This window comes from Streptococcus mitis (assembly GCF_001579045.1).
Taxonomy (GTDB): domain Bacteria; phylum Bacillota; class Bacilli; order Lactobacillales; family Streptococcaceae; genus Streptococcus; species Streptococcus mitis_D.
In genome coordinates this window covers 572589-591520 of record NZ_KQ970262.1, presented here as the reverse complement: position 1 = coordinate 591520, position 18932 = coordinate 572589, and the positions used below count along the sequence as shown (strand labels likewise).

Sequence of the window (18932 nt, the reverse complement as noted above, 5' to 3'; positions counted from 1 at the left end):
AGTAAGTGTAACAGTCATCAACCGTGATAAAGATGACTACACACCGAAGTATGATGACGGAAAAGGCAAACCAGGAGCATCGGTAGACATTCCAGTAGGTGAAGCAAACGGTAAGACAATTCCATCAGGAACAACTTACACAAGTGGAACACCAGGAATCATCACAGTAGATGGAACTACAGGGAAAGTAACGGTAACTATTCCATCAGATAAGAATCCAGGGGATAAAGTAACAGGAAAAGTCCTAGTACATTATCCAGATGGATCTGAAGAAGAAGTACCAGTAAGTGTAACAGTAATCAACCAAGACAAAGATGATTACACACCACAGTACAATGACGGAAATGGCAAACCAGGAGCATCAGTAGAAATTCCAGTAAGTGAGGCAAACGGAAAAACAATTCCAGCAGGCACAACTTACACAAGCTTAACACCAGGTGTTGTCACAGTAGATGACAAAGGAAAAGTAACGGTAACCATTCCATCAGATAAAAACCCAGGTGACGAAGTAACAGGGAAAGTTCTAGTAAGATATCCAGATGGTTCAACAGAAGAAGTCCCTGTAAAAGTAATAGTAACAACACCAGCGCGTAAGACACCAACGATAGAGTTGGAACAAAATCCTAAGACTGGTGATGTAACAGTAACACCTAAGAAACCGGATGGATCAACATATCCACCAGGAACTAAGGTAGAAATTCCAGGTAAGAACGGAACACCGATTGTCGTAACAATTGGAGAAGGCGGAACAGGAACAGTACCAAACAATGACTTACCAGAAGGAAAAGTCCCAGGAACAGCTAAGATAACAGAACCAGGCAAACCAACAGTGGAAGTACCAGTGGTAACAACACCAGCGAAACTTACACCAACGGTAGAATTGGAACAAGATCCGAAAACAGGGGATGTAACAGTAACACCTAAGAAACCGGATGGATCAACATATCCACCAGGAACTAAGGTAGAAATTCCAGGTAAGAACGGAACACCGATTGTCGTAATCATTGGACAAGATGGAAAAGGTAAAGTACCAAATAGTGACTTACCAGATGGAAAAGTACCAGGAGTAGCTAAGATAACAGAACCAGGCAAACCAACTGTAGAAGTACCAGTGGTAACAACACCAGCGAAACTTACACCGACGGTAGAATTGGAACAAGATCCAAAAACGGGTGATGTAACAGTCAAACCTGCTACTAATGGAGGTTCTGTTCAAGACACACCTGCAACTTCACCAACCTCTCCAACTCCAATTCCAAATGCAGTCACTCCAAATGCAGATCAGGTAGATACTGAGACTACTAATGATAGTGGAGCTAAATCAAATGATTCTCAAAATGTATTGCCAAATACAGGAACAGAATCAAATGCGACTCTTGCATCTCTAGGACTTCTTGGTATGCTAGGTGGTCTCGGACTTGCTCTTGGAAAGAAAAAAGAAGACTAAAAATTTAGTCAAATGAACAATCATTCTTTTGTATTGTAAAGACAAACTAGATTGATTCTGGGAATCGTGTTCGTCATAAAATACAAAGAATGTTTAGATAAAGAAAGCGAACAATGCTAGGATTTTGTTAAACGGAATTCTAAGTATTGTTCGCTTTTGTGGTATAATAAGACTATGCAGAAGAAACCAACGTCAGCCTATGTGCACATCCCATTTTGTACCCAGATTTGTTATTATTGTGACTTTTCAAAGGTTTTTATCAAAAATCAGCCAGTTGATAGCTATTTAGAGCATCTGTTAGAAGAGTTTCGTTCTTATGATATTCAAAAGTTGCGAACCCTCTATATCGGTGGTGGAACGCCGACAGCTTTGTCAGCTTCTCAACTGGAGGTGTTATTGAAGGACTTGACTAAAAACTTGGACTTGTCTGTCTTAGAAGAGTTGACCATTGAGGCCAATCCAGGCGACTTGGATGCGGATAAGATAGCCGTTTTGAAAAACTCGGCTGTCAATCGTGTTTCGCTAGGTGTGCAGACCTTTGATGACAAGATGCTGAAAAAGATTGGGCGCAGTCATTTGGAGAAGGATATTTATGAAAATATCGACCGCCTGAAACTGGCTGGTTTTGACAATATCTCTATTGATTTGATTTATGCACTGCCTGGTCAGACCATGGAGCAGGTCAAGGAAAATGTGGCTAAGGCCATTGGACTTGATATTCCCCATATGAGTTTGTATAGCTTGATTTTAGAAAATCATACGGTCTTTATGAACCGTATGCGACGAGGGAAATTGCCTCTGCCTAAGGAGGAACTGGAAGCTGAGATGTTTGAGTACATCATCGCAGAGCTAGAGCGAGCTGGTTTTGAGCATTATGAGATTTCCAATTTCTCCAAGCCTGGTTTTGAAAGTCGCCACAATCTCATGTACTGGGACAATGCTGAATACTATGGCATCGGTGCTGGGGCATCTGGTTATGTAGATGGAGTGCGCTATAAGAATCATGGTCCCATTCGTCATTATCTCAATGCAGTTGAGGAAGGCAATGCTCGCATCACAGAAGAGCACCTGAGTCAAAAGGAGCAAATGGAAGAGGAAATGTTCTTGGGCCTCCGCAAGAAATCAGGAGTCTCCATGGCGCGATTTGAGGAAAAATTTGGACGGTCTTTTGATGGACTTTATGGAGAAATTGTCAAGGACTTGGTTCAACAAGGTCTCATGCAAATAGAGGGTGACCGCTTGCGCATGACAAAAAGAGGTCTCTTTTTAGGAGACACCGTAGCAGAACGATTTATTTTGGAGTAGAATGATGGGCTTAACTTATCAAATGAAAATGAAAATTCCTTTTGATATGGCTGATATGAACGGTCATATCAAACTTCCAGATGTGATATTGCTATCCCTTCAAGTTTCAGGGATGCAGTCGATTGAGTTGGGAGTTAGTGATAAGGCTATTTTGGAGGACTATAATCTGGTCTGGATTATCACAGACTATGATATTGAGGTGGTTCGTTTGCCTCGTTTTGCGGAAGAAATCACTATTGAAACGGAAGCCCTGAGCTACAATCGACTCTTTTGCTATCGTCGCTTTACCATTTATGATGAAGCGGGGCAGGAGCTCATTCACATGATGGCGACCTTTGTTCTCATGGACCGAGACAGTCGAAAAGTCCATGCAGTAGAACCTGAGATTGTGGATCCTTACCAGTCTGAGTTTGATAAAAAACTTATCCGTGGGCCAAAGTATGAATCTTTGGAAGAGCCAATCAGTAAGGATTACTATGTCCGTTTTTATGATTTAGATATGAATGGCCATGTCAATAACAGTAAATACTTGGACTGGATTTTTGAGGTCATGGGAGCTGATTTTTTGACCCAGTATATTCCCAAGAAAATCAATCTCAAGTATGTCAAGGAAGTTCGACCAGGTGGGGTGATTACATCGGCTGTTGAACGAACCGGACTGAAAAGCAAGCATGAAATTACAAGTGACGGTGCTACAAATGCCCAAGCAATCATCACATGGCAAGAAATAAAAAAGGATTAAAGAGAAAGTATGAAATATAAAGGCTATTTAATTGATTTAGACGGAACCATTTATAAGGGGAAAGACAGAATCCCAGCAGGAGAAGCTTTTGTCCATGAATTGCAAAAGCGTGATATTCCCTACCTCTTTGTAACAAATAATACAACCCGTACTCCTAAGAGTGTTCAGGAGATGTTGGCTCAGAATTTTAATATCGATACGCCCCTATCGACTGTCTACACAGCGACTTTGGCGACTATCGACTATATGAACGACTTGGGGCTTGAAAAGACCGTCTATGTCATCGGAGAAGCAGGGCTTAAGGAAGCCATCAAGGCGGCTGGTTATGTCGAAGATAAGGAAAATCCGGCCTATGTGGTAGTAGGCCTGGACTGGCAAGTTGACTATGAAAAATTTGCCACAGCAACTCTTGCGATTCAAAAGGGTGCTCACTTTATCGGAACCAACCCTGACCTCAATATCCCGACAGAACGCGGTCTTTTGCCTGGTGCTGGTTCACTGATTACCCTTCTTGAAGTGGCAACACGAGTGAAGCCTGTTTATATTGGGAAACCAAATGCCATCATTATGGATAAGGCGGTTGAGCACTTAGGTTTGGAACGTGAAGAATTAATCATGGTTGGGGACAATTACTTGACTGATATTCGAGCTGGGATTGATAATGGCATTCCAACGCTCTTGGTGACGACAGGTTTTACCAAGGCAGAAGAAGTAGCAGACCTGCCAATCGCACCGACTCATGTGGTTTCTAGCCTTGCGGAGTGGAACTTTGATGAAAACTAAACTGACCTTTTGGAGCTCTATGCTCTTTCTCCTCTCCCTCTCAATCCTTCTGACCATCTATCTGGCTTGGATTTTTTATCCGCTGGAAATCAAGTGGCTGAACTTAACAAATCGAGTTTATCTAAAACCAGAAACCATTCAATACAACTTTCATATCTTGATGAATTATCTGACCAATCCTTTTAGTCAGGTCTTGAAGATGCCTGATTTTCGTTCGTCAGCAGCTGGTCTGCACCACTTTGCGGTGGTCAAGAACCTCTTTCACTTTGTTCAACTAGTAGCCCTAGTGACACTGCCAAGTTTCTATTTCTTTGTCAATAGGATTGCGAAAAAGGGCTTCTTGTCTCTCTATCGTAAAAGTCTCCTAGTTCTAGTAGTTTTACCTTTTCTGATTGGTCTTGGGGGAGTTTTGATTGGTTTTGACCAATTCTTTACCCTTTTCCATCAAATTCTATTTGTGGGAGATGATACCTGGCTTTTTGATCCAGCCAAGGATCCGGTTATTCTGATTTTGCCAGAGACCTTCTTCCTTCATGACTTCCTCCTCTTTTTTGCCCTTTATGAGAGCTTCTTTGGTTTTCTATACTTGAAAAGCCGTAGGAAATAATACTAAAGCTGTTCTTATTTTGAGTAAATAAGTTAGGTATGTGATTCAAAACTATTGTCAAGAGTGAATTAACTAAATCTACCTTACCTCAGTCGTTCGCAAACAGTCTATTTTTCTTGAAAAAAGGTAAATTCCCAAACTAAGTTCCACCGCTAGTACAAGTGGAAGTTAGTCTGATAAAAATCGTAAAAACCAGTGGAAATCCGTGTCAGGGTAAGTTCCACTGGTTTTACTAATGCTTGATTTTATTGCTTTTGTAGCCAAAATAAATCGAAAAAAAGAGCGCACAAAATCCCCTCATCTGAAAGCGTTTCAGATTAAGTTCCGCTATGGTGGAAGTTAGTGTGAGACGTTTGAATGCGGTTAAAGGTTAGTTTTTAGAACTTATGTTGGAGTAATTTAGACGACTGGCAGACGTCTTCTGCAGGTATTTTAGAAATACCTAGAAGCTTAGGAATCTCTTCTCCATAGGTAAATGCAAAGAGCTCATAGGCTGACTTTCCATTCAAAGCAGCACGTTTGACACTGTTGACATGAGAACAAACGAGATTGATGTCCTCTTGAGTTAAGTTGTCAAAAGAAGTTCCTTTAGGTAGAATGTCTCGAATCAGTGTGTGATTTTTCTCAATTCTCCCTTTCTGGTCAGAGCGATTAGGATCACAAAAGAAGAGTTTACTCTCTCCTCGTACATCCATTTCGATGTCATCAACCCTGGCAAACTCTCCACCATTATCGGTAAGAATGATAGGAAAGAGTTGGAAGAAGTCTTTGTCAGCTTCATGAAGGGTGTTCTTAATATCATAGAGGTGTTTGGTAACCTCAAGGGCAGTTTTATTACCCAGCAGTCTAGCAAAGATAAAGTTACAGAAAGATAAATTGAAGGTGAGTAGGACTTTACCTCCCATTCTGCCTATAACTGTGTCCATTTCCAGCCAAGAGTCTAGTTGATTAAGGACTAAATAGTTTTGGAAATCCTCATAGGAACGGCCTTTTTTAGCTTCTTTAGGGATGGAAGGTAGTTTATTTTTCCGTCTTTCTTTGAATTTAACGGCTCTGGCTAGATCAATAGGAGTGATAGATAGGTATCCTTTTCGGATATGTCGATAGACAGTTGAGGAGCTGACATCAAGATTGTGAGTTTTGAGGATATGATAGATGTGTTGTCCCTTTTTAACACCATCAGAAATGACTTTGTCCATGTCCCAGAAGGTCTTGGAATTAAGGGGAGTCCCTTCACGAGATTCAACAAGAGTTTGTTCGTACTGTTTTTGAGCTTGTTTAGCGAGATAGAAGATCTTCTTATAGCCACAGTTTTGTCTTCTTTTAGGGCATCCATTACAGACAAAGGGAGCCTTATCGAGTAAAGTGCAAGGAAGGTTATCGCATGTAGACTCTCGGACTTGTCTGTTTCGTTTGACTTCTTTGGAGACAGTTGTCGGATCTTTTAGAATGGATTTTCCAATAGCTTTGAAGGTTTCACCGCGCTCTAAGCCTAATTGGATATCATTACGGTCTGAAAGGGTAAGGTGTTTATGTTTTGTCATAGTAGACCTCATTTCTAACTCAAACGTCTCATACTTAATTCCACCATAAAAATCCATTTTAGACTAATTTCCACTTCGGTTAGGCAAGTGGAAGTTACTTTGAGAAGTTACCTTCTTGAAAAAATAGGCTTTTTTTTCTAAAAATCCCTAGTCAAGCGCTTTATTTTTTTGTATAATAGAAATAGCAAAGTATAGATAAGAAGAGAAAAGCATGATTACACTATTTCTATCACCGAGCTGTACATCATGTCGTAAGGCTAAGGCCTGGTTAGAAAAACATAAGGTTCCCTTTGTGGAACACAATATTATGACTAGTCCTTTAACAAGAAAAGAATTGCAACACATCCTTTCCTTGACCGAAAATGGTACTGATGACATCATTTCAACTCGTTCAAAAATTTTTCAAAAATTGAATATTGATGTAGAGAATATTTCGGTATCGGAATTGCTTCATTTGATTGAGCAGTATCCTAGTCTTTTGCGTCGCCCAATTATTATCGATGCCAAACGTATGCAGATCGGTTTTAATGAAGATGAGATTCGTGCTTTTCTCCCTCGTAGTTACCGTAAGCAAGAACTAAAAGAAGCAAGAATGAGAGCTGGTATTAGTTAATGAACAAACAGTATAGTTACCCACTAGATTTGTCGTGGAGCACTGAAGAACTTGCTTCAGTGCTTTCTTTTTTTAATGATGTTGAAGCTGCCTATGAAGGCAAGGTAGAGGCTCAAAAGTTACTGGATTCCTATAAGGGATTCAAATCGGTCGTGCCAAGCAAGAGTGAAGAGAAACGTTTGGGACGAGAATTTGAAACAGTTAGTGGCTATTCGCTTTACCGAGCAGTTCAGGCTGCCAAGGAAAAAGGGGAAGGAAAGATTTCTCTTGGAAAGTAAATTTGAATTTGCCAAAGAGCTTGTTAAGAAGGCTGGGCAGTACATCCTTGACCACATGCAGGAAGACTTGTGTGTTGAAACCAAGTCCTCTCCAACAGACTTGGTGACCAGACTGGACAAAGAAGTTCAGGAACTCTTGGTTAGTGAGATTTTGTCTCGTTATCCTGAGGATAAGATTTGTGCTGAAGAGGGTTGTTTGCGAGCTTCAGTTCAAGAGGGCAAGGTTTGGATCATTGATCCCATTGATGGGACCAATAACTTTGTAGCCCAGCAGGAAGATTTTGCTGTTATGGTGGCTTATTTTGAAAATGGTCAGGGACAGTTTGGTCTCATTTATGATGTGGTCAAGGGGGATTGTTATCACGGTGGTGGAGCCTTTCCAGTTTGTCTAAATGATAGGCCTCTAGCTCCCTTTAAAGCCAAACCACTTAGAGATTTTCTCATTGCGGGAAATAGTGGCATGCTGGAAACCAATGAATGGGGGCTGGCTGATTTGAGTCGAGCCGTTCTCGGTGTTCGTGTCTATGGGAGTGCGGCCATTAGTTTTGCCAAGATTTTGTCAGGGCGTTTGCTGACCTATGTTACTTATCTGCAACCATGGGATTATGCTGCGGCTAGTATTTTAGGGGAAAGTCTGGGCTATCGGGTTGTGACCCTATCTGGTGAGGCTCCTGATTTTCAAACCAGACAGCCGGTCATGATGGTGCCTCTTGAGATGCAGGAGGAAATTCAGTCCTATATTTACGAAAGGAAAAGAACTTAAATGCAATTTCCAGAAGGATTTGTTGAAAAATATGAAGAGATACTAGGAGATGAGGCAAGAGATTTTCTTGCCTCTTTTGAGGAGGAAGCGGTTTCGGCCTTTCGGGTTAATCCTTTAAAAGAAGCGCCAGTTTCCTTTTCTGATCCCATTCCTCAAACTCCTTGGGGTCACTATGGGAAGGTTTCAGGGAAATCGCCTGAGCATGCTACTGGTTTGGTTTATTCGCAAGAACCCGCTGCCCAGATGGTGGCTCAGGTAGCCCAGCCCAGTCCTGGAATGAAGGTCTTGGATTTGGCTGCTGCACCGGGTGGAAAATCAACTCAGCTGGCAGCCTATCTAGCAGGGGAGGGTCTCCTTGTTTCCAATGAAATTTCAAGCAAACGGGCTAAGATTTTAGTAGAAAACATGGAGCGCTTTGGAGCGACAAATGTCGTGGTGACCAATGAATCTGCTGACCGCTTGGCCAAGGTTTTTAAGGGCTATTTTGATCTCATTGTCCTTGATGCTCCTTGCTCGGGTGAAGGAATGTTTCGTAAGCAACCAGATGCTATGGACTATTGGAGCTTAGATTATCCGAGTCAATGTGCTAGCTTGCAAAGAGAAATTCTAGAGGATGCGGTAACCATGCTAGCTGATGGTGGTCGTCTGGTTTATTCAACCTGTACCTGGGCACCTGAGGAAAACGAAGAGATTGTCAATTGGCTGCTGGAAGAGTATGAGTTTGACTTGCTGCCAGTAGAGCATATCAATGGAATGGTGGCTGGAATTGACCTGCCAGAAACAGCTCGGATGTACCCTCATCAGTTTAAGGGAGAGGGTCAGTTTGTAGCCCATCTACAGTTTAAGGGTAACAATCCAGCTCCTAAATTTAAGGCAAGTAAGAGCAATCTCAGTCGTGAACAGCTTACTTTGTGGCAAGAATTTACCCAAAAACATTTGAAGGTCAATCTAAGAGGAATCTTGCAGACTTTTGGTGACCAACTCTATCTCCTGCCAGAACTTTTGCCAGATTTAGGGAAACTCAAGATTGCTCGGAATGGACTGCATTTAGGGACCTTTAAGAAGAAACGCTTTGAGCCTAGTTTTGCTCTTGGTCTAGCCTTGAAACCGAGTCAGGTCAAGCAGTCGGTTGAAATTGACCAAGAGGAATTTGTAAAGTATGTGGCTGGAGAAACCGTTCAGCTGGTGGAAAGTCTGCCAAATGGTTGGTACCAAGTTTTGGTTCAAGGAAATGGGTTGGGCTTTGCTAAGGTGACTGGAAATATTTTGAAAAATTATTTTCCAAAAGGTCTCAGATTCAAGTGAAAATGCTAGTCAAAGTAGCTTGTCTATGTTATAGTGGAAGTATGGATTTTTTTCAAATTGTCTTTCATTTTCAGTCAAAATTGGTGGGCAAGGTAACTGAGCAAATGACTAGTAAAACTAAGCAAAGAACTTCAGTTGGCTCCCAATTTTCAAAAGAAAAACATAAATAAATAGTTGAAAAAATTCACAGCATTCACCATTATTTTCAAGGAGAAAAACAGTGAAAAAAAGGAAAAAACTCGCTCTATCCCTTGCAGCTCTCTTGCTAGCAGGTTCTTTGGCGGGATGTGCTAGCTGGATTGATCGTGGAGAATCCATGACAGCTGTTGGCTCAACGGCTCTTCAGCCCTTGGTCGAAGCAGCAGCAGATGAATTTGGCTCTATGCACGTTGGAAAAACAGTCAACGTCCAAGGTGGAGGATCTGGTACAGGTTTGTCTCAGGTTCAGTCTGGAGCCGTTGATGTAGGAAATTCAGACGTATTTGCCGAGGAAAAAGACGGTATCAACGCATCCGCTCTAGTGGACCATAAGGTTGCTGTAGCGGGCTTGGCAGTTATTGTGAACAAGGAAGTTGATGTTGAAAATCTGACAACTGAACAACTCCGTAGTATCTTCACAGGCCAAGTAACCAACTGGAAAGAAGTCGGCGGGAAAGATCTAGCCATTTCCATTATCAACCGCGCGGCAAGTTCAGGTTCGCGTGCAACCTTTGATAGTGTTATCATGGATGGTCAATCTGCCGTGCAGAGTCAAGAACAGGATTCAAATGGGATGGTCAAAAACATTGTTTCCCAGACACCAGGAGCCATTTCTTACCTAGCCTTTGCCTATGTGGATGACTCGGTTAAACGCATGAAGTTGAATGGCTATGAGCCGATTGCAGAAAATGTTACAAGCAATAACTGGCCTTTATGGTCTTATGAACACATGTATACCCTAGGTCAACCAAATGAATTGGTGGCAGAGTTCCTCAACTTTGTCCTCTCAGATGAAGCACAAAGCGGAATCGTTAAGGGAATGGGCTATATTTCTGTCAAGGAAATGAAGGTTGAAAAAGATGCTGTAGGAACGGTGACAGCACTAGAAGGGAGTCACTAATGAATCAAGAAGAATTAGCTAAAAAATTACTTTCTCCCTCAAAGAACTCTCGTTTAGAGAAACTTGGAAAAGGCTTGACTTTTGCCTGTCTGTCTTTGATTGTTATCATTGTGGCCATGATTTTGATTTTCGTAGCCCAAAAAGGTTTGTCGACCTTCTTTGTAAATGGAGTCAATATCTTTGATTTCCTCTTTGGCCAAACTTGGAATCCTTCAGGTAAACAATTTGGTGCCCTTCCTATGATTTTGGGTTCCTTTATTGTCACAATCTTATCAGCCCTTATCGCAACTCCTTTTGCCATTGGTGCGGCAGTCTTTATGACTGAAGTCTCACCAAAAGGTGCTAGAATCTTGCAACCAGCCATTGAATTGCTGGTCGGGATTCCTTCAGTCGTGTATGGATTTATCGGTTTGCAGGTCGTAGTTCCCTTTGTCCGCAGTGTCTTTGGTGGAACTGGTTTTGGGATCTTGTCAGGGATTTTCGTTCTCTTTGTCATGATTTTACCGACAGTAACCTTTATGACAACGGACAGCTTGCGTGCAGTGCCTCGTCACTACCGCGAAGCTAGTTTGGCTATGGGGGCCACTCGTTGGCAAACTATCTGGCGCGTGACTTTGAAGGCAGCGCGTTCAGGGATTTTCACTGCAGTGGTCTTTGGGATGGCGCGTGCCTTTGGTGAGGCCTTGGCCATTCAGATGGTGGTCGGAAACTCAGCCGTTGTCCCAACTTCATTGACAACACCTGCTGCAACCTTGACCTCTGTGTTGACCATGGGTATCGGAAATACCGTCATGGGTACAGTTGATAATAACGTACTTTGGTCACTGGCCTTAGTATTGCTCTTGATGAGTCTGGCCTTCAACAGTGTGATTAAATTGATTACGAAAGAAAGAGGAAAGAAAAACTATGCACGCTAAGAAATTAGATAAAATTGCAACAGCTGTCCTCTACTCGATTGCAGGAATCATCGTTGCCATCTTGGCATCCTTGATTCTTTATATCTTGGTTCGTGGTTTACCCCACATCTCTTGGTCTTTCTTGACTGGCAAATCATCTTCCTACCAAGCAGGTGGAGGGATTGGAATTCAGCTCTATAATTCCTTCTTCCTTCTGATTATTACCTTAATTATCTCTGTTCCTTTATCTATGGGGGCTGGGATTTTCCTAGCTGAATATGCCAAAAAAGGTCCTGTGACCAATTTTGTCAGAACCTGTATTGAAATCTTGTCTTCACTGCCATCAGTAGTTGTGGGTCTCTTTGGTTACTTGATCTTTGTAGTTCAGTTTGAGTATGGATTTTCAATCATTTCAGGTGCCTTGGCCTTGACAGTATTTAATCTGCCTCAGATGACTCGTAATGTTGAAGACAGCTTGAAACACGTTCACCATACCCAGCGTGAAGCTGGTCTGGCCCTTGGAATTTCTCGTTGGGAGACAGTGGTCCATGTGGTCATTCCAGAAGCTCTTCCAGGTATCGTAACGGGGGTTGTCTTGGCTTCTGGTCGTATCTTTGGTGAGGCGGCTGCTCTTATCTATACTGCAGGACAATCCGCTCCAGCCCTTGACTAGTCTAACTGGAATATTCTCAGTGTAACAAGCCCAATCTCTATCTTCCGTCAAGCAGAAACCTTGGCTGTCCACATTTGGAAAGTCAATAGCGAAGGAACCATTCCTGATGGCACCATTGTATCAGCAGGTTCTGCAGCCGTGCTCCTCATCTTTATTCTCATCTTTAACTTTGGAGCCCGCAAACTCGGAAGTTACCTACATAAGAAATTAACCGCTGCCTAAAGGAGAAGCCATGTCAAAATATAATTGGGATGAAAAGCATATCATCACCTTTCCTGAAGAGAAAGTGGCCCTCTCTACTAGGGATTTACATGTTTACTACGGTAAAAAAGAATCCATCAAGGGCATCGATATGCAATTTGAAAAAAATAAGATTACAGCCTTAATCGGCCCATCTGGTTCAGGGAAATCAACCTATCTCCGCAGTCTCAATCGCATGAATGATACCATTGATATTGCCAAGGTAACAGGTCAAATTCTCTATCAAGGGATTGATGTCAACCGTCCAGAAATCAACGTCTATGAAATGCGTAAGCACATTGGAATGGTCTTCCAACGCCCAAATCCCTTTGCTAAGTCTATCTACCGCAATATCACTTTTGCCCATGAACGTGCAGGAGTTAAGGATAAGCAAGTCTTGGATGAAATTGTGGAAACCTCTCTTCGTCAAGCTGCCCTTTGGGACCAGGTCAAAGACGATTTGCACAAGTCGGCCTTGACCCTATCAGGTGGTCAGCAGCAACGTCTCTGTATTGCTCGTGCTATTTCTGTTAAACCAGATATCCTCTTGATGGATGAGCCGGCATCAGCCTTGGATCCGATTGCGACAGCCCAGCTGGAAGAAACCATGTTGGAATTGAAGAAGGACTTTACCATCATCATCGTGACCCACAGTATGCAGCAGGCTGCGCGTGCTAGTGATTACACAGGGTTTTTCTACTTGGGTGACTTGATTGAGTACGATAAGACCTCTAATATTTTCCAAAATGCCAAACTACAGTCAACCAATGACTACGTAACAGGACACTTTGGATAGAAAGGAAACAGTATGAAAGAAGCGATTTTACAGGTATCAGACCTGTCCGTTTACTACAATCAGAAAAAGGCCTTGAATAGTGTTTCCCTATCTTTCCAACCTAAGGAAATTACAGCCTTGATCGGTCCATCTGGATCAGGGAAATCAACCCTTCTCAAGGCTATCAACCGCATGGGGGATCTTAATCCAGAGGTGACTACAACTGGTTCGGTGGTTTACAACGGCCACAACATCTACAGTCCACGTACAGATACAGTTGAATTGCGGAAGGAAATTGGTATGGTTTTCCAACAACCGAATCCTTTCCCTATGTCTATCTACGAAAATGTTGTTTACGGGCTTCGTATCAATGGAGTGAAGGACAAGCAGGTTCTGGATGAAGCGGTAGAAAAAGCTCTACAACGAGCCTCTATCTGGGATGAGGTCAAGGATCGCCTACATGATTCAGCTATCGGGCTTTCAGGCGGACAACAGCAACGTGTCTGTGTTGCCCGTGTCTTGGCAACCAGTCCTAAAATCATTCTCTTGGATGAACCGACTTCAGCTTTGGACCCTATCTCGGCCGGTAAGATTGAGGAAACCTTGTATGGTCTAAAAGATAAATACACCATGCTCTTGGTTACACGTTCCATGCAACAAGCCTCTCGTATCTCTGACAAGACAGGATTTTTCCTTGATGGAGATTTGATTGAGTTTAACGATACCAAGAAGATGTTCCTAAACCCACAACACAAGGAAACAGAAGATTATATTTCAGGAAAATTTGGATAAGGAGATAAATGATGTTACGTTCTCAATTTGAGGAAGATTTAGAGAAATTGCACAACCAGTTCTATGCTATGGGACAAGAAGTGCTATCCCAAATCAATCGGACAGTGCGTGCCTTTGTTACGCATGACCGTGATTTAGCTAAGGAAGTCATCGAAGACGATGCAGAAGTAAATGAATACGAAGTGAAATTGGAGAAGAAATCATTTGAAATGATTGCCCTTCAACAACCAGTTTCTCAAGACTTGCGTACAGTTCTAACCGTCTTGAAGGCTGTATCTGACTTGGAACGTATGGGGGACCATGCCGTTTCCATTGCCAAGGCGGCAATTCGTATGAAGGGTGAGCAACGTATCCCAGCTGTTGAAGAAGAAATCAAGAGAATGGGTCGCGATGTCAAGAACTTCGTTGAAGCAGCCCTTGAACTCTATCTGAATGGTTCAGTTGATCAGGCCTATGAAGTAGCAGCCATGGATGAAAAAATCAACCATTATTTTGATAGCATTCGTGACTTGGCTACAGAAGAGATCAAGAAAAATCCTGATGCCATTGTTACAGGTCGTGATTATTTCCAAGTGATTGCCTTCTTGGAACGGATTGGAGACTATGCCAAAAATATCTGTGAATGGGTTGTTTACTTTGAAACAGGTAAGATTGTCGAACTATAAAATAGGTTCATTCTGTATAAAAAGGAGCTTGAAATCAATTGATAGCTCCTTTTATTGAATGAAAAAAATATTTTTGAGATAAAAATTCAAAAAAACACTTGACAAGTAAGATGGATAGCGTTATAATTATACAAAATTAACAGAGAGGTTGTTTATTTATGAAATCAAAAAAATGGATATTTGTTTTATGTAGTTTTCTTGCAAGTTTCTTCTTAGTGGCTTGCCAGTCGGGTTCTAATGGTTCTCAGTCAGCTGTTGAGGCCATTAAGCAAAAGGGGAAATTGGTAGTAGCGACCAGTCCTGACTATGCACCTTTTGAATTTCAATCTTTGGTTGACGGAAAAAACCAGGTAGTCGGTGCGGATATTGATATGGCCCAAGCTATCGCTGATGAACTTGGGGTGAAGTTGGAAATTTCAAGCATGAGTTTTGACAATGTCTTGACCAGTCTTCAAACTGGTAAGGCTGACCTAGCGGTCGCAGGAATTAGCGCTACTGATGAGAGAAAAGAAGTATTTGATTTTTCAATTCCTTACTATGAAAACAAGATTAGTTTCTTGGTTCGTAAGTCTGATGTAGAAAAATACAAGGATTTAACTAGCCTTGAAAGTGCTAATATTGCAGCCCAAAAAGGGACTGTTCCAGAAGCTATGGTCAAGGAACAATTGCCAAAAGCTCAATTAACTTCCCTAACCAATATGGGTGAAGCAGTTAATGAATTGCAGGCTGGAAAAGTTGATGCTGTTCACATGGATGAGCCTGTTGCCCTTAGCTATGCTGCTAAAAACGCCGACTTAGCTGTCGCAACTGTCAGCTTGAAGATGAAGGATGGCGAAGCTAATGCAGTTGCCCTTAGAAAAAATAGTGCTGATTTGAAAGAAGTGGTGGACAAGGTCATCCAAAAACTCAAGGATGAAGGTACCTACCAAAAATATCTTGAAAAAGCGGCAACCTTAACAGAAGTTGAAGAATAATACTCAATGAAAATCAAAGAGCAAACTAGGAAGCTAGCCACAAGCTGCTCAAAGCACTGCTTTGAGGTTGTAGATAAGACTGACGAAGTCAGCTCAAAACACTGTTTTGAGGTTGTGGATAGAACTGACGAAGTCAGTAACCATATCTACGCTAAGGCGACGCTGACGTGGTTTGAAGAGATTTTCGAAGAGTATAAGAAAAAAGCAGAGTTGGAAGTCAATCCAATTCTGCTTTTAAATAGTTTAAAACCTTTTCCAGATTGTCTAAGGACACCTTGGCAAATTGATAAGGACAGGCACACAAGTAAGCCTCTTCAAAGAAATCCAAGCCCAGTTGGCTGTGTTTGAGACTGGCAATTTTAGGGTATCGTCTGAGATCAAGCAATATACCATCGTGTAGGGGAAAATGAGGAAGGGGACAAGGAGTGTTAGCTAGTCTTTCCTCGATTTGTTTTTGGTAAGCTTCCTGATTGGATAAGCGAGCTAGCCGGTTTTTTTCAAATAATTGACTGTCAATATAGAGTGACAGGGCCTTTTGCATGATGAGGTTGCTGTCGTAGTCTAGGATATTTTTGTAGGCCACAAAGGCTTCTTTGATAGCATTTGGAAGGATGAGTGCTGTTATTCGCAGGGCTGGAAAGAGGCTGGTTGAGAAGGACTTGATGTAAATGACCCGTTCCTCTGTATCCAGATAGTGGAAGGTCTGGCCCCTCTTGGAGTCCAAATCACCCAGATAGTCGTCCTCTACGATATAGACACCATACTTGGCAGCTAAGTCAAGAATAGTCTGTTTGTCCTGCTCAGAATAGGAATGGCCAAGGGGATAGTGAAATCGAGGAATGGTATAGAAAAACTTAATTTTTCCTGTTTTGAAGTGGCCTTCCAGTTCCTCCAAGTCAATCCCATCAATGCCTCGTTCAATCGTTTGATAGTCCAGACCTTGAGCAATCAAGAGGCGATTCATCCGATGGTAGGTCGGCTGTTCCACCAAGATTTCCTTGGCTTGGCTAGGAAAGGATATTTGAGAAAGGATAAAAAGGGCTTGTTGGGTCCCAGAAGTCAATACCAACTGGTCTGTCTTGCAGTAGAGAGCTTGGTCAAAGAGGAGTTTGTGAATGGACTGTCTTAGGTCTTCTAATCCTTCTTGGTTATCATAGTAGTTGAAGAGGTAGTTTTCCCGGCCAATCAAGGTTTCATTGACACAGAGTCGGAAATCGTCATAGGCGCTGGCATGTTCATCGGTAACCTCGATTTCAAGGTCTTGATGTTGCCCTTGTTCTAATACATAGTAGCCACTCTGGGGCTTGGCATAGAGGTATTGTTCGTGCCGTAATTCCAGAAGGGCTCTCTGAATGGTGTCCTTGCTACAGTGAAAGTCAAGACTCAGTTGACGGATAGAAGGCAGGCGACTTCCCGTTGGAAAACGTCCAGACTCGATACCGTTTTTCAGATAGGAAACAACCTCTTGGTACTTGCTTAGTTTCTTCATTCCAGACCTCCCTTGATTTTGTTACATTGTACCCTTTTTTTTCTTTCTTGGCAATGTCTAGGGTGTTTCTCTCGTTCACATCTAGGGGCAAATGTGGTATACTTAGGAGTATAACAGACAAGAAAGAGAATGGATAAGAACGTGCAGGAACCAGTGAAATTATTTCAATACAATACCCTAGGAGCCTTGATGGCTGGTCTTTATGGTGGAACCATGACTGTGGGAGAATTACTTAAGCATGGTGACCTTGGTTTAGGAACCTTGGATTCCATTGATGGAGAATTGATTGTCTTGGATGGCAAGGCATATCAAGCTAAGGGATCAGGAGAGCAACCAGAAATTGTAGAAGTATCACCAGATGCCCTTATTCCTTATGCAGCAGTAGTACCGCATCAGGCAGAGGTCATTTTCCGTCAGCGCTTTGAGATGACAGACAAGGAATTGGAAGAACGAATCGAGTCATATTATGATGGGGAAAATCTTTTCCGCTCTATCAAGATTCGTGGGGAGTTTTCACATATGCATGTGCGCATGATTCCCAAGTCGACACCAGATACCAAGTTTGCTGATGTCGCAACCCATCAACCGGAATATAGTCGTGACAATGTGGCGGGAACCATCGTTGGTTTCTGGACTCCTGAGATTTTCCATGGGGTCAGTGTGGCAGGCTACCATCTGCACTTCATCTCAGATGATTTGACTTTCGGTGGACATGTCATGGACTTTGTCATCAAGGAAGGGATTATCGAGGTGGGAGCAGTTGATCAGTTGGACCAACGTTTCCCAGTCCAAGACCGTCAATACTTGTTTGCTAAGTTCAATGTTGACGAGATGAAAAAAGATATTGAAAAGGCAGAATAGGAGAAGAAAATGACCATTCATATCATTATTACCATTGTGTTTTTGCTGACTTTTCTGATAGGGAGCATTTGGTATGCCAAAAAGAAATACCAGATTAATCTAGCTGTCTTGGGCTTGGGGGCTGTTGCCTTCTTTCTCTCTTCACAGATTCTAGAAAAATTGATTCATATCATAGTTCTTCATCCTCAAAAAGATGGAAGTATTGCCCTTTTACAAGACCATCCCTTGGTTTATATTGTCTATGGCCTAGCTATGGCGGCTTTCTTTGAGGAAACAGCTCGTCTTATTTTCTTCAAATGGTTGAAGAAAAAGAGAAACTTGGAAAAATCAGATGCCCTTGCTTATGGATTGGGGCATGGTGGTTTGGAATTGATTTTCTTAGGTGTTACTAGCCTCGTCAATCTCTACATAGTTCTTTCGGCAGTTCAAACTCAGAATCCACAGATCCTGAAATTGCTGTCTGAAAATATGTTGAAAACTATCCAGTCGCTATCTGTCTGGCAGATTTATTTGCTTGGTTTTGAGAGAATCTTGGCGCTAGGTTTCCAATTACTCTTGACTGTTTGGGTTTACCAAGCTGTTCGCCAGAAGAAATGGATTTATCTCCTAGCGGCCTATGGACTACATGCCTTCTTTGACCTTGTTCCATCTCTAGCTCAAGTAGGATGGATTACAAGTCCAGTCTTGGTTGAAGTTGTCCTAGCACTTGAACTTGTTCTAGTCGCCTATGGAACCAAGGCAATCTTTTGCAAAAAATCATAAGAAAAAGGGGGGAACCTCTTTTTCTTATGCAAAAACCAAACGAGATTTTTTTTAGGGTCGTCAAATGTCTCTAAAAATGGTATAATGGAATGAATTTTGTAAAAGGAAGAGTATCATGTCAGTAAAAGAAAAAATGCTTGAAATCTTAGAAGGAATTGATATCCGTTTTAAGGAACCTTTGCATAGCTATAGTTATACAAAAGTAGGTGGAGAGGCTGATTATCTGGTCTTTCCACGAAATCGTTTTGAGTTGGCGCGCGTTGTTAAATTTGCTAATCAAGAAAATATCCCTTGGATGGTTCTTGGAAATGCTAGCAAT

At 42.1% G+C, this 18932-nt stretch carries 19 protein-coding genes and 2 pseudogenes; 19 read left to right on the top strand and 2 right to left on the bottom strand.

Annotated elements, in window-relative coordinates; all coding sequences use genetic code 11:
* The 5 genes from SMIDD28_RS05950 to SMIDD28_RS05930 all read left to right on the top strand — a co-directional run.
* Nucleotides 1-1447: YPDG domain-containing protein (locus SMIDD28_RS05950; protein ID WP_196756363.1), on the top strand; the 1447-nt coding region annotated here is incomplete at its 5' end.
* A gap of 174 nt (nt 1448-1621) precedes the next feature.
* Nucleotides 1622-2752 (top strand): radical SAM family heme chaperone HemW, encoded by a 1131-nt coding sequence (gene hemW / locus SMIDD28_RS05945; RefSeq protein WP_061425246.1) that lies wholly within the window; start codon nt 1622-1624, stop codon nt 2750-2752.
* A gap of 4 nt (nt 2753-2756) precedes the next feature.
* Nucleotides 2757-3494 carry an acyl-[acyl-carrier-protein] thioesterase gene (locus SMIDD28_RS05940; RefSeq protein ID WP_061425291.1) on the top strand — a complete coding sequence of 246 codons (738 nt, stop codon included), beginning with the start codon at nt 2757-2759 and terminating at the stop codon, nt 3492-3494.
* A gap of 9 nt (nt 3495-3503) precedes the next feature.
* Nucleotides 3504-4277, top strand: a complete 774-nt coding sequence (locus tag SMIDD28_RS05935) for a TIGR01457 family HAD-type hydrolase (protein ID WP_061425245.1) — start codon at nt 3504-3506, stop codon at nt 4275-4277.
* Complete coding sequence (locus tag SMIDD28_RS05930; RefSeq protein ID WP_061425244.1) at nt 4267-4884, top strand: TIGR01906 family membrane protein; 618 nt, start codon at nt 4267-4269, stop codon at nt 4882-4884. Before SMIDD28_RS05935 ends, SMIDD28_RS05930 begins: the two co-directional genes overlap by 11 nt.
* A 377-nt stretch (nt 4885-5261) precedes the next feature.
* Here the strand turns inward: SMIDD28_RS05930 and SMIDD28_RS05925 are convergent, their stop codons facing one another.
* The gene (locus SMIDD28_RS05925; RefSeq protein WP_061425290.1) at nt 5262-6428 is read right to left on the bottom strand and encodes an IS30 family transposase; all 1167 of its coding nucleotides are present in this window, start codon (nt 6426-6428) and stop codon (nt 5262-5264) included.
* A 211-nt stretch (nt 6429-6639) separates the two neighbouring features.
* Between SMIDD28_RS05925 and SMIDD28_RS05920 the strand changes: the two genes are divergently transcribed.
* The 11 genes and pseudogenes from SMIDD28_RS05920 to SMIDD28_RS05870 all read left to right on the top strand — a co-directional run bounded on the left by SMIDD28_RS05920 (nt 6640) and on the right by SMIDD28_RS05870 (nt 15501).
* Entirely contained in the window at nt 6640-7041 is a 402-nt protein-coding gene (locus tag SMIDD28_RS05920) for a Spx/MgsR family RNA polymerase-binding regulatory protein (RefSeq protein ID WP_061425243.1), read from the top strand.
* Nucleotides 7041-7319 (top strand): UPF0223 family protein, encoded by a 279-nt coding sequence (locus tag SMIDD28_RS05915; protein WP_061425242.1) that lies wholly within the window; start codon nt 7041-7043, stop codon nt 7317-7319. The genes SMIDD28_RS05920 and SMIDD28_RS05915 overlap by 1 nt, the downstream gene beginning before the upstream one ends.
* The gene (locus SMIDD28_RS05910) at nt 7309-8082 is read left to right on the top strand and encodes an inositol monophosphatase family protein (RefSeq protein ID WP_061425241.1); all 774 of its coding nucleotides are present in this window, start codon (nt 7309-7311) and stop codon (nt 8080-8082) included. Before SMIDD28_RS05915 ends, SMIDD28_RS05910 begins: the two co-directional genes overlap by 11 nt.
* Nucleotides 8083-9387: an RsmF rRNA methyltransferase first C-terminal domain-containing protein gene (locus SMIDD28_RS05905; protein ID WP_061425240.1), complete on the top strand. Its 1305-nt coding sequence runs from the start codon at nt 8083-8085 to the stop codon at nt 9385-9387.
* A gap of 220 nt (nt 9388-9607) precedes the next feature.
* Nucleotides 9608-10486 carry a phosphate ABC transporter substrate-binding protein PstS family protein gene (locus SMIDD28_RS05900; protein WP_020903179.1) on the top strand — a complete coding sequence of 293 codons (879 nt, stop codon included), beginning with the start codon at nt 9608-9610 and terminating at the stop codon, nt 10484-10486.
* Nucleotides 10486-11403, top strand: a complete 918-nt coding sequence (pstC, locus tag SMIDD28_RS05895) for a phosphate ABC transporter permease subunit PstC (RefSeq protein ID WP_001070903.1) — start codon at nt 10486-10488, stop codon at nt 11401-11403. Before SMIDD28_RS05900 ends, pstC begins: the two co-directional genes overlap by 1 nt.
* Nucleotides 11393-12277, top strand: a pseudogene (gene pstA / locus SMIDD28_RS05890) (phosphate ABC transporter permease PstA). Before pstC ends, pstA begins: the two are co-directional and overlap by 11 nt.
* Nucleotides 12278-12287: 10 nt before the next feature.
* Entirely contained in the window at nt 12288-13091 is an 804-nt protein-coding gene (gene pstB / locus SMIDD28_RS05885) for a phosphate ABC transporter ATP-binding protein PstB (protein WP_061425239.1), read from the top strand.
* 12 nt (nt 13092-13103) lie between these two features.
* The gene (gene pstB / locus SMIDD28_RS05880; RefSeq protein WP_060628585.1) at nt 13104-13862 is read left to right on the top strand and encodes a phosphate ABC transporter ATP-binding protein PstB; all 759 of its coding nucleotides are present in this window, start codon (nt 13104-13106) and stop codon (nt 13860-13862) included.
* 11 nt (nt 13863-13873) lie between these two features.
* Nucleotides 13874-14527, top strand: a complete 654-nt coding sequence (phoU, locus tag SMIDD28_RS05875) for a phosphate signaling complex protein PhoU (protein ID WP_000946458.1) — start codon at nt 13874-13876, stop codon at nt 14525-14527.
* A gap of 158 nt (nt 14528-14685) precedes the next feature.
* Entirely contained in the window at nt 14686-15501 is an 816-nt protein-coding gene (locus SMIDD28_RS05870; protein WP_061425238.1) for an ABC transporter substrate-binding protein, read from the top strand.
* A 217-nt stretch (nt 15502-15718) separates the two neighbouring features.
* On the opposite strand, the gene SMIDD28_RS05865 is transcribed toward SMIDD28_RS05870, so the two are convergent.
* A complete protein-coding gene (locus tag SMIDD28_RS05865) occupies nt 15719-16990 on the bottom strand; it encodes an aminotransferase-like domain-containing protein (RefSeq protein WP_061425237.1) in 1272 nt (423 codons plus the stop codon).
* Nucleotides 16991-17119: 129 nt separating this feature from the next.
* Between SMIDD28_RS05865 and budA the strand changes: the two genes are divergently transcribed.
* From budA to murB, 3 genes and pseudogenes are all read left to right on the top strand, one after another.
* Entirely contained in the window at nt 17120-17851 is a 732-nt protein-coding gene (gene budA / locus SMIDD28_RS05860; RefSeq protein WP_061425236.1) for an acetolactate decarboxylase, read from the top strand.
* Between the two features lie 9 nt (nt 17852-17860).
* Nucleotides 17861-18613, top strand: a complete 753-nt coding sequence (locus SMIDD28_RS05855) for a YhfC family intramembrane metalloprotease (protein WP_061425235.1) — start codon at nt 17861-17863, stop codon at nt 18611-18613.
* Nucleotides 18614-18728: 115 nt separating this feature from the next.
* Nucleotides 18729-18932, top strand: a pseudogene (gene murB, locus SMIDD28_RS05850) (UDP-N-acetylmuramate dehydrogenase); the annotation flags it as partial.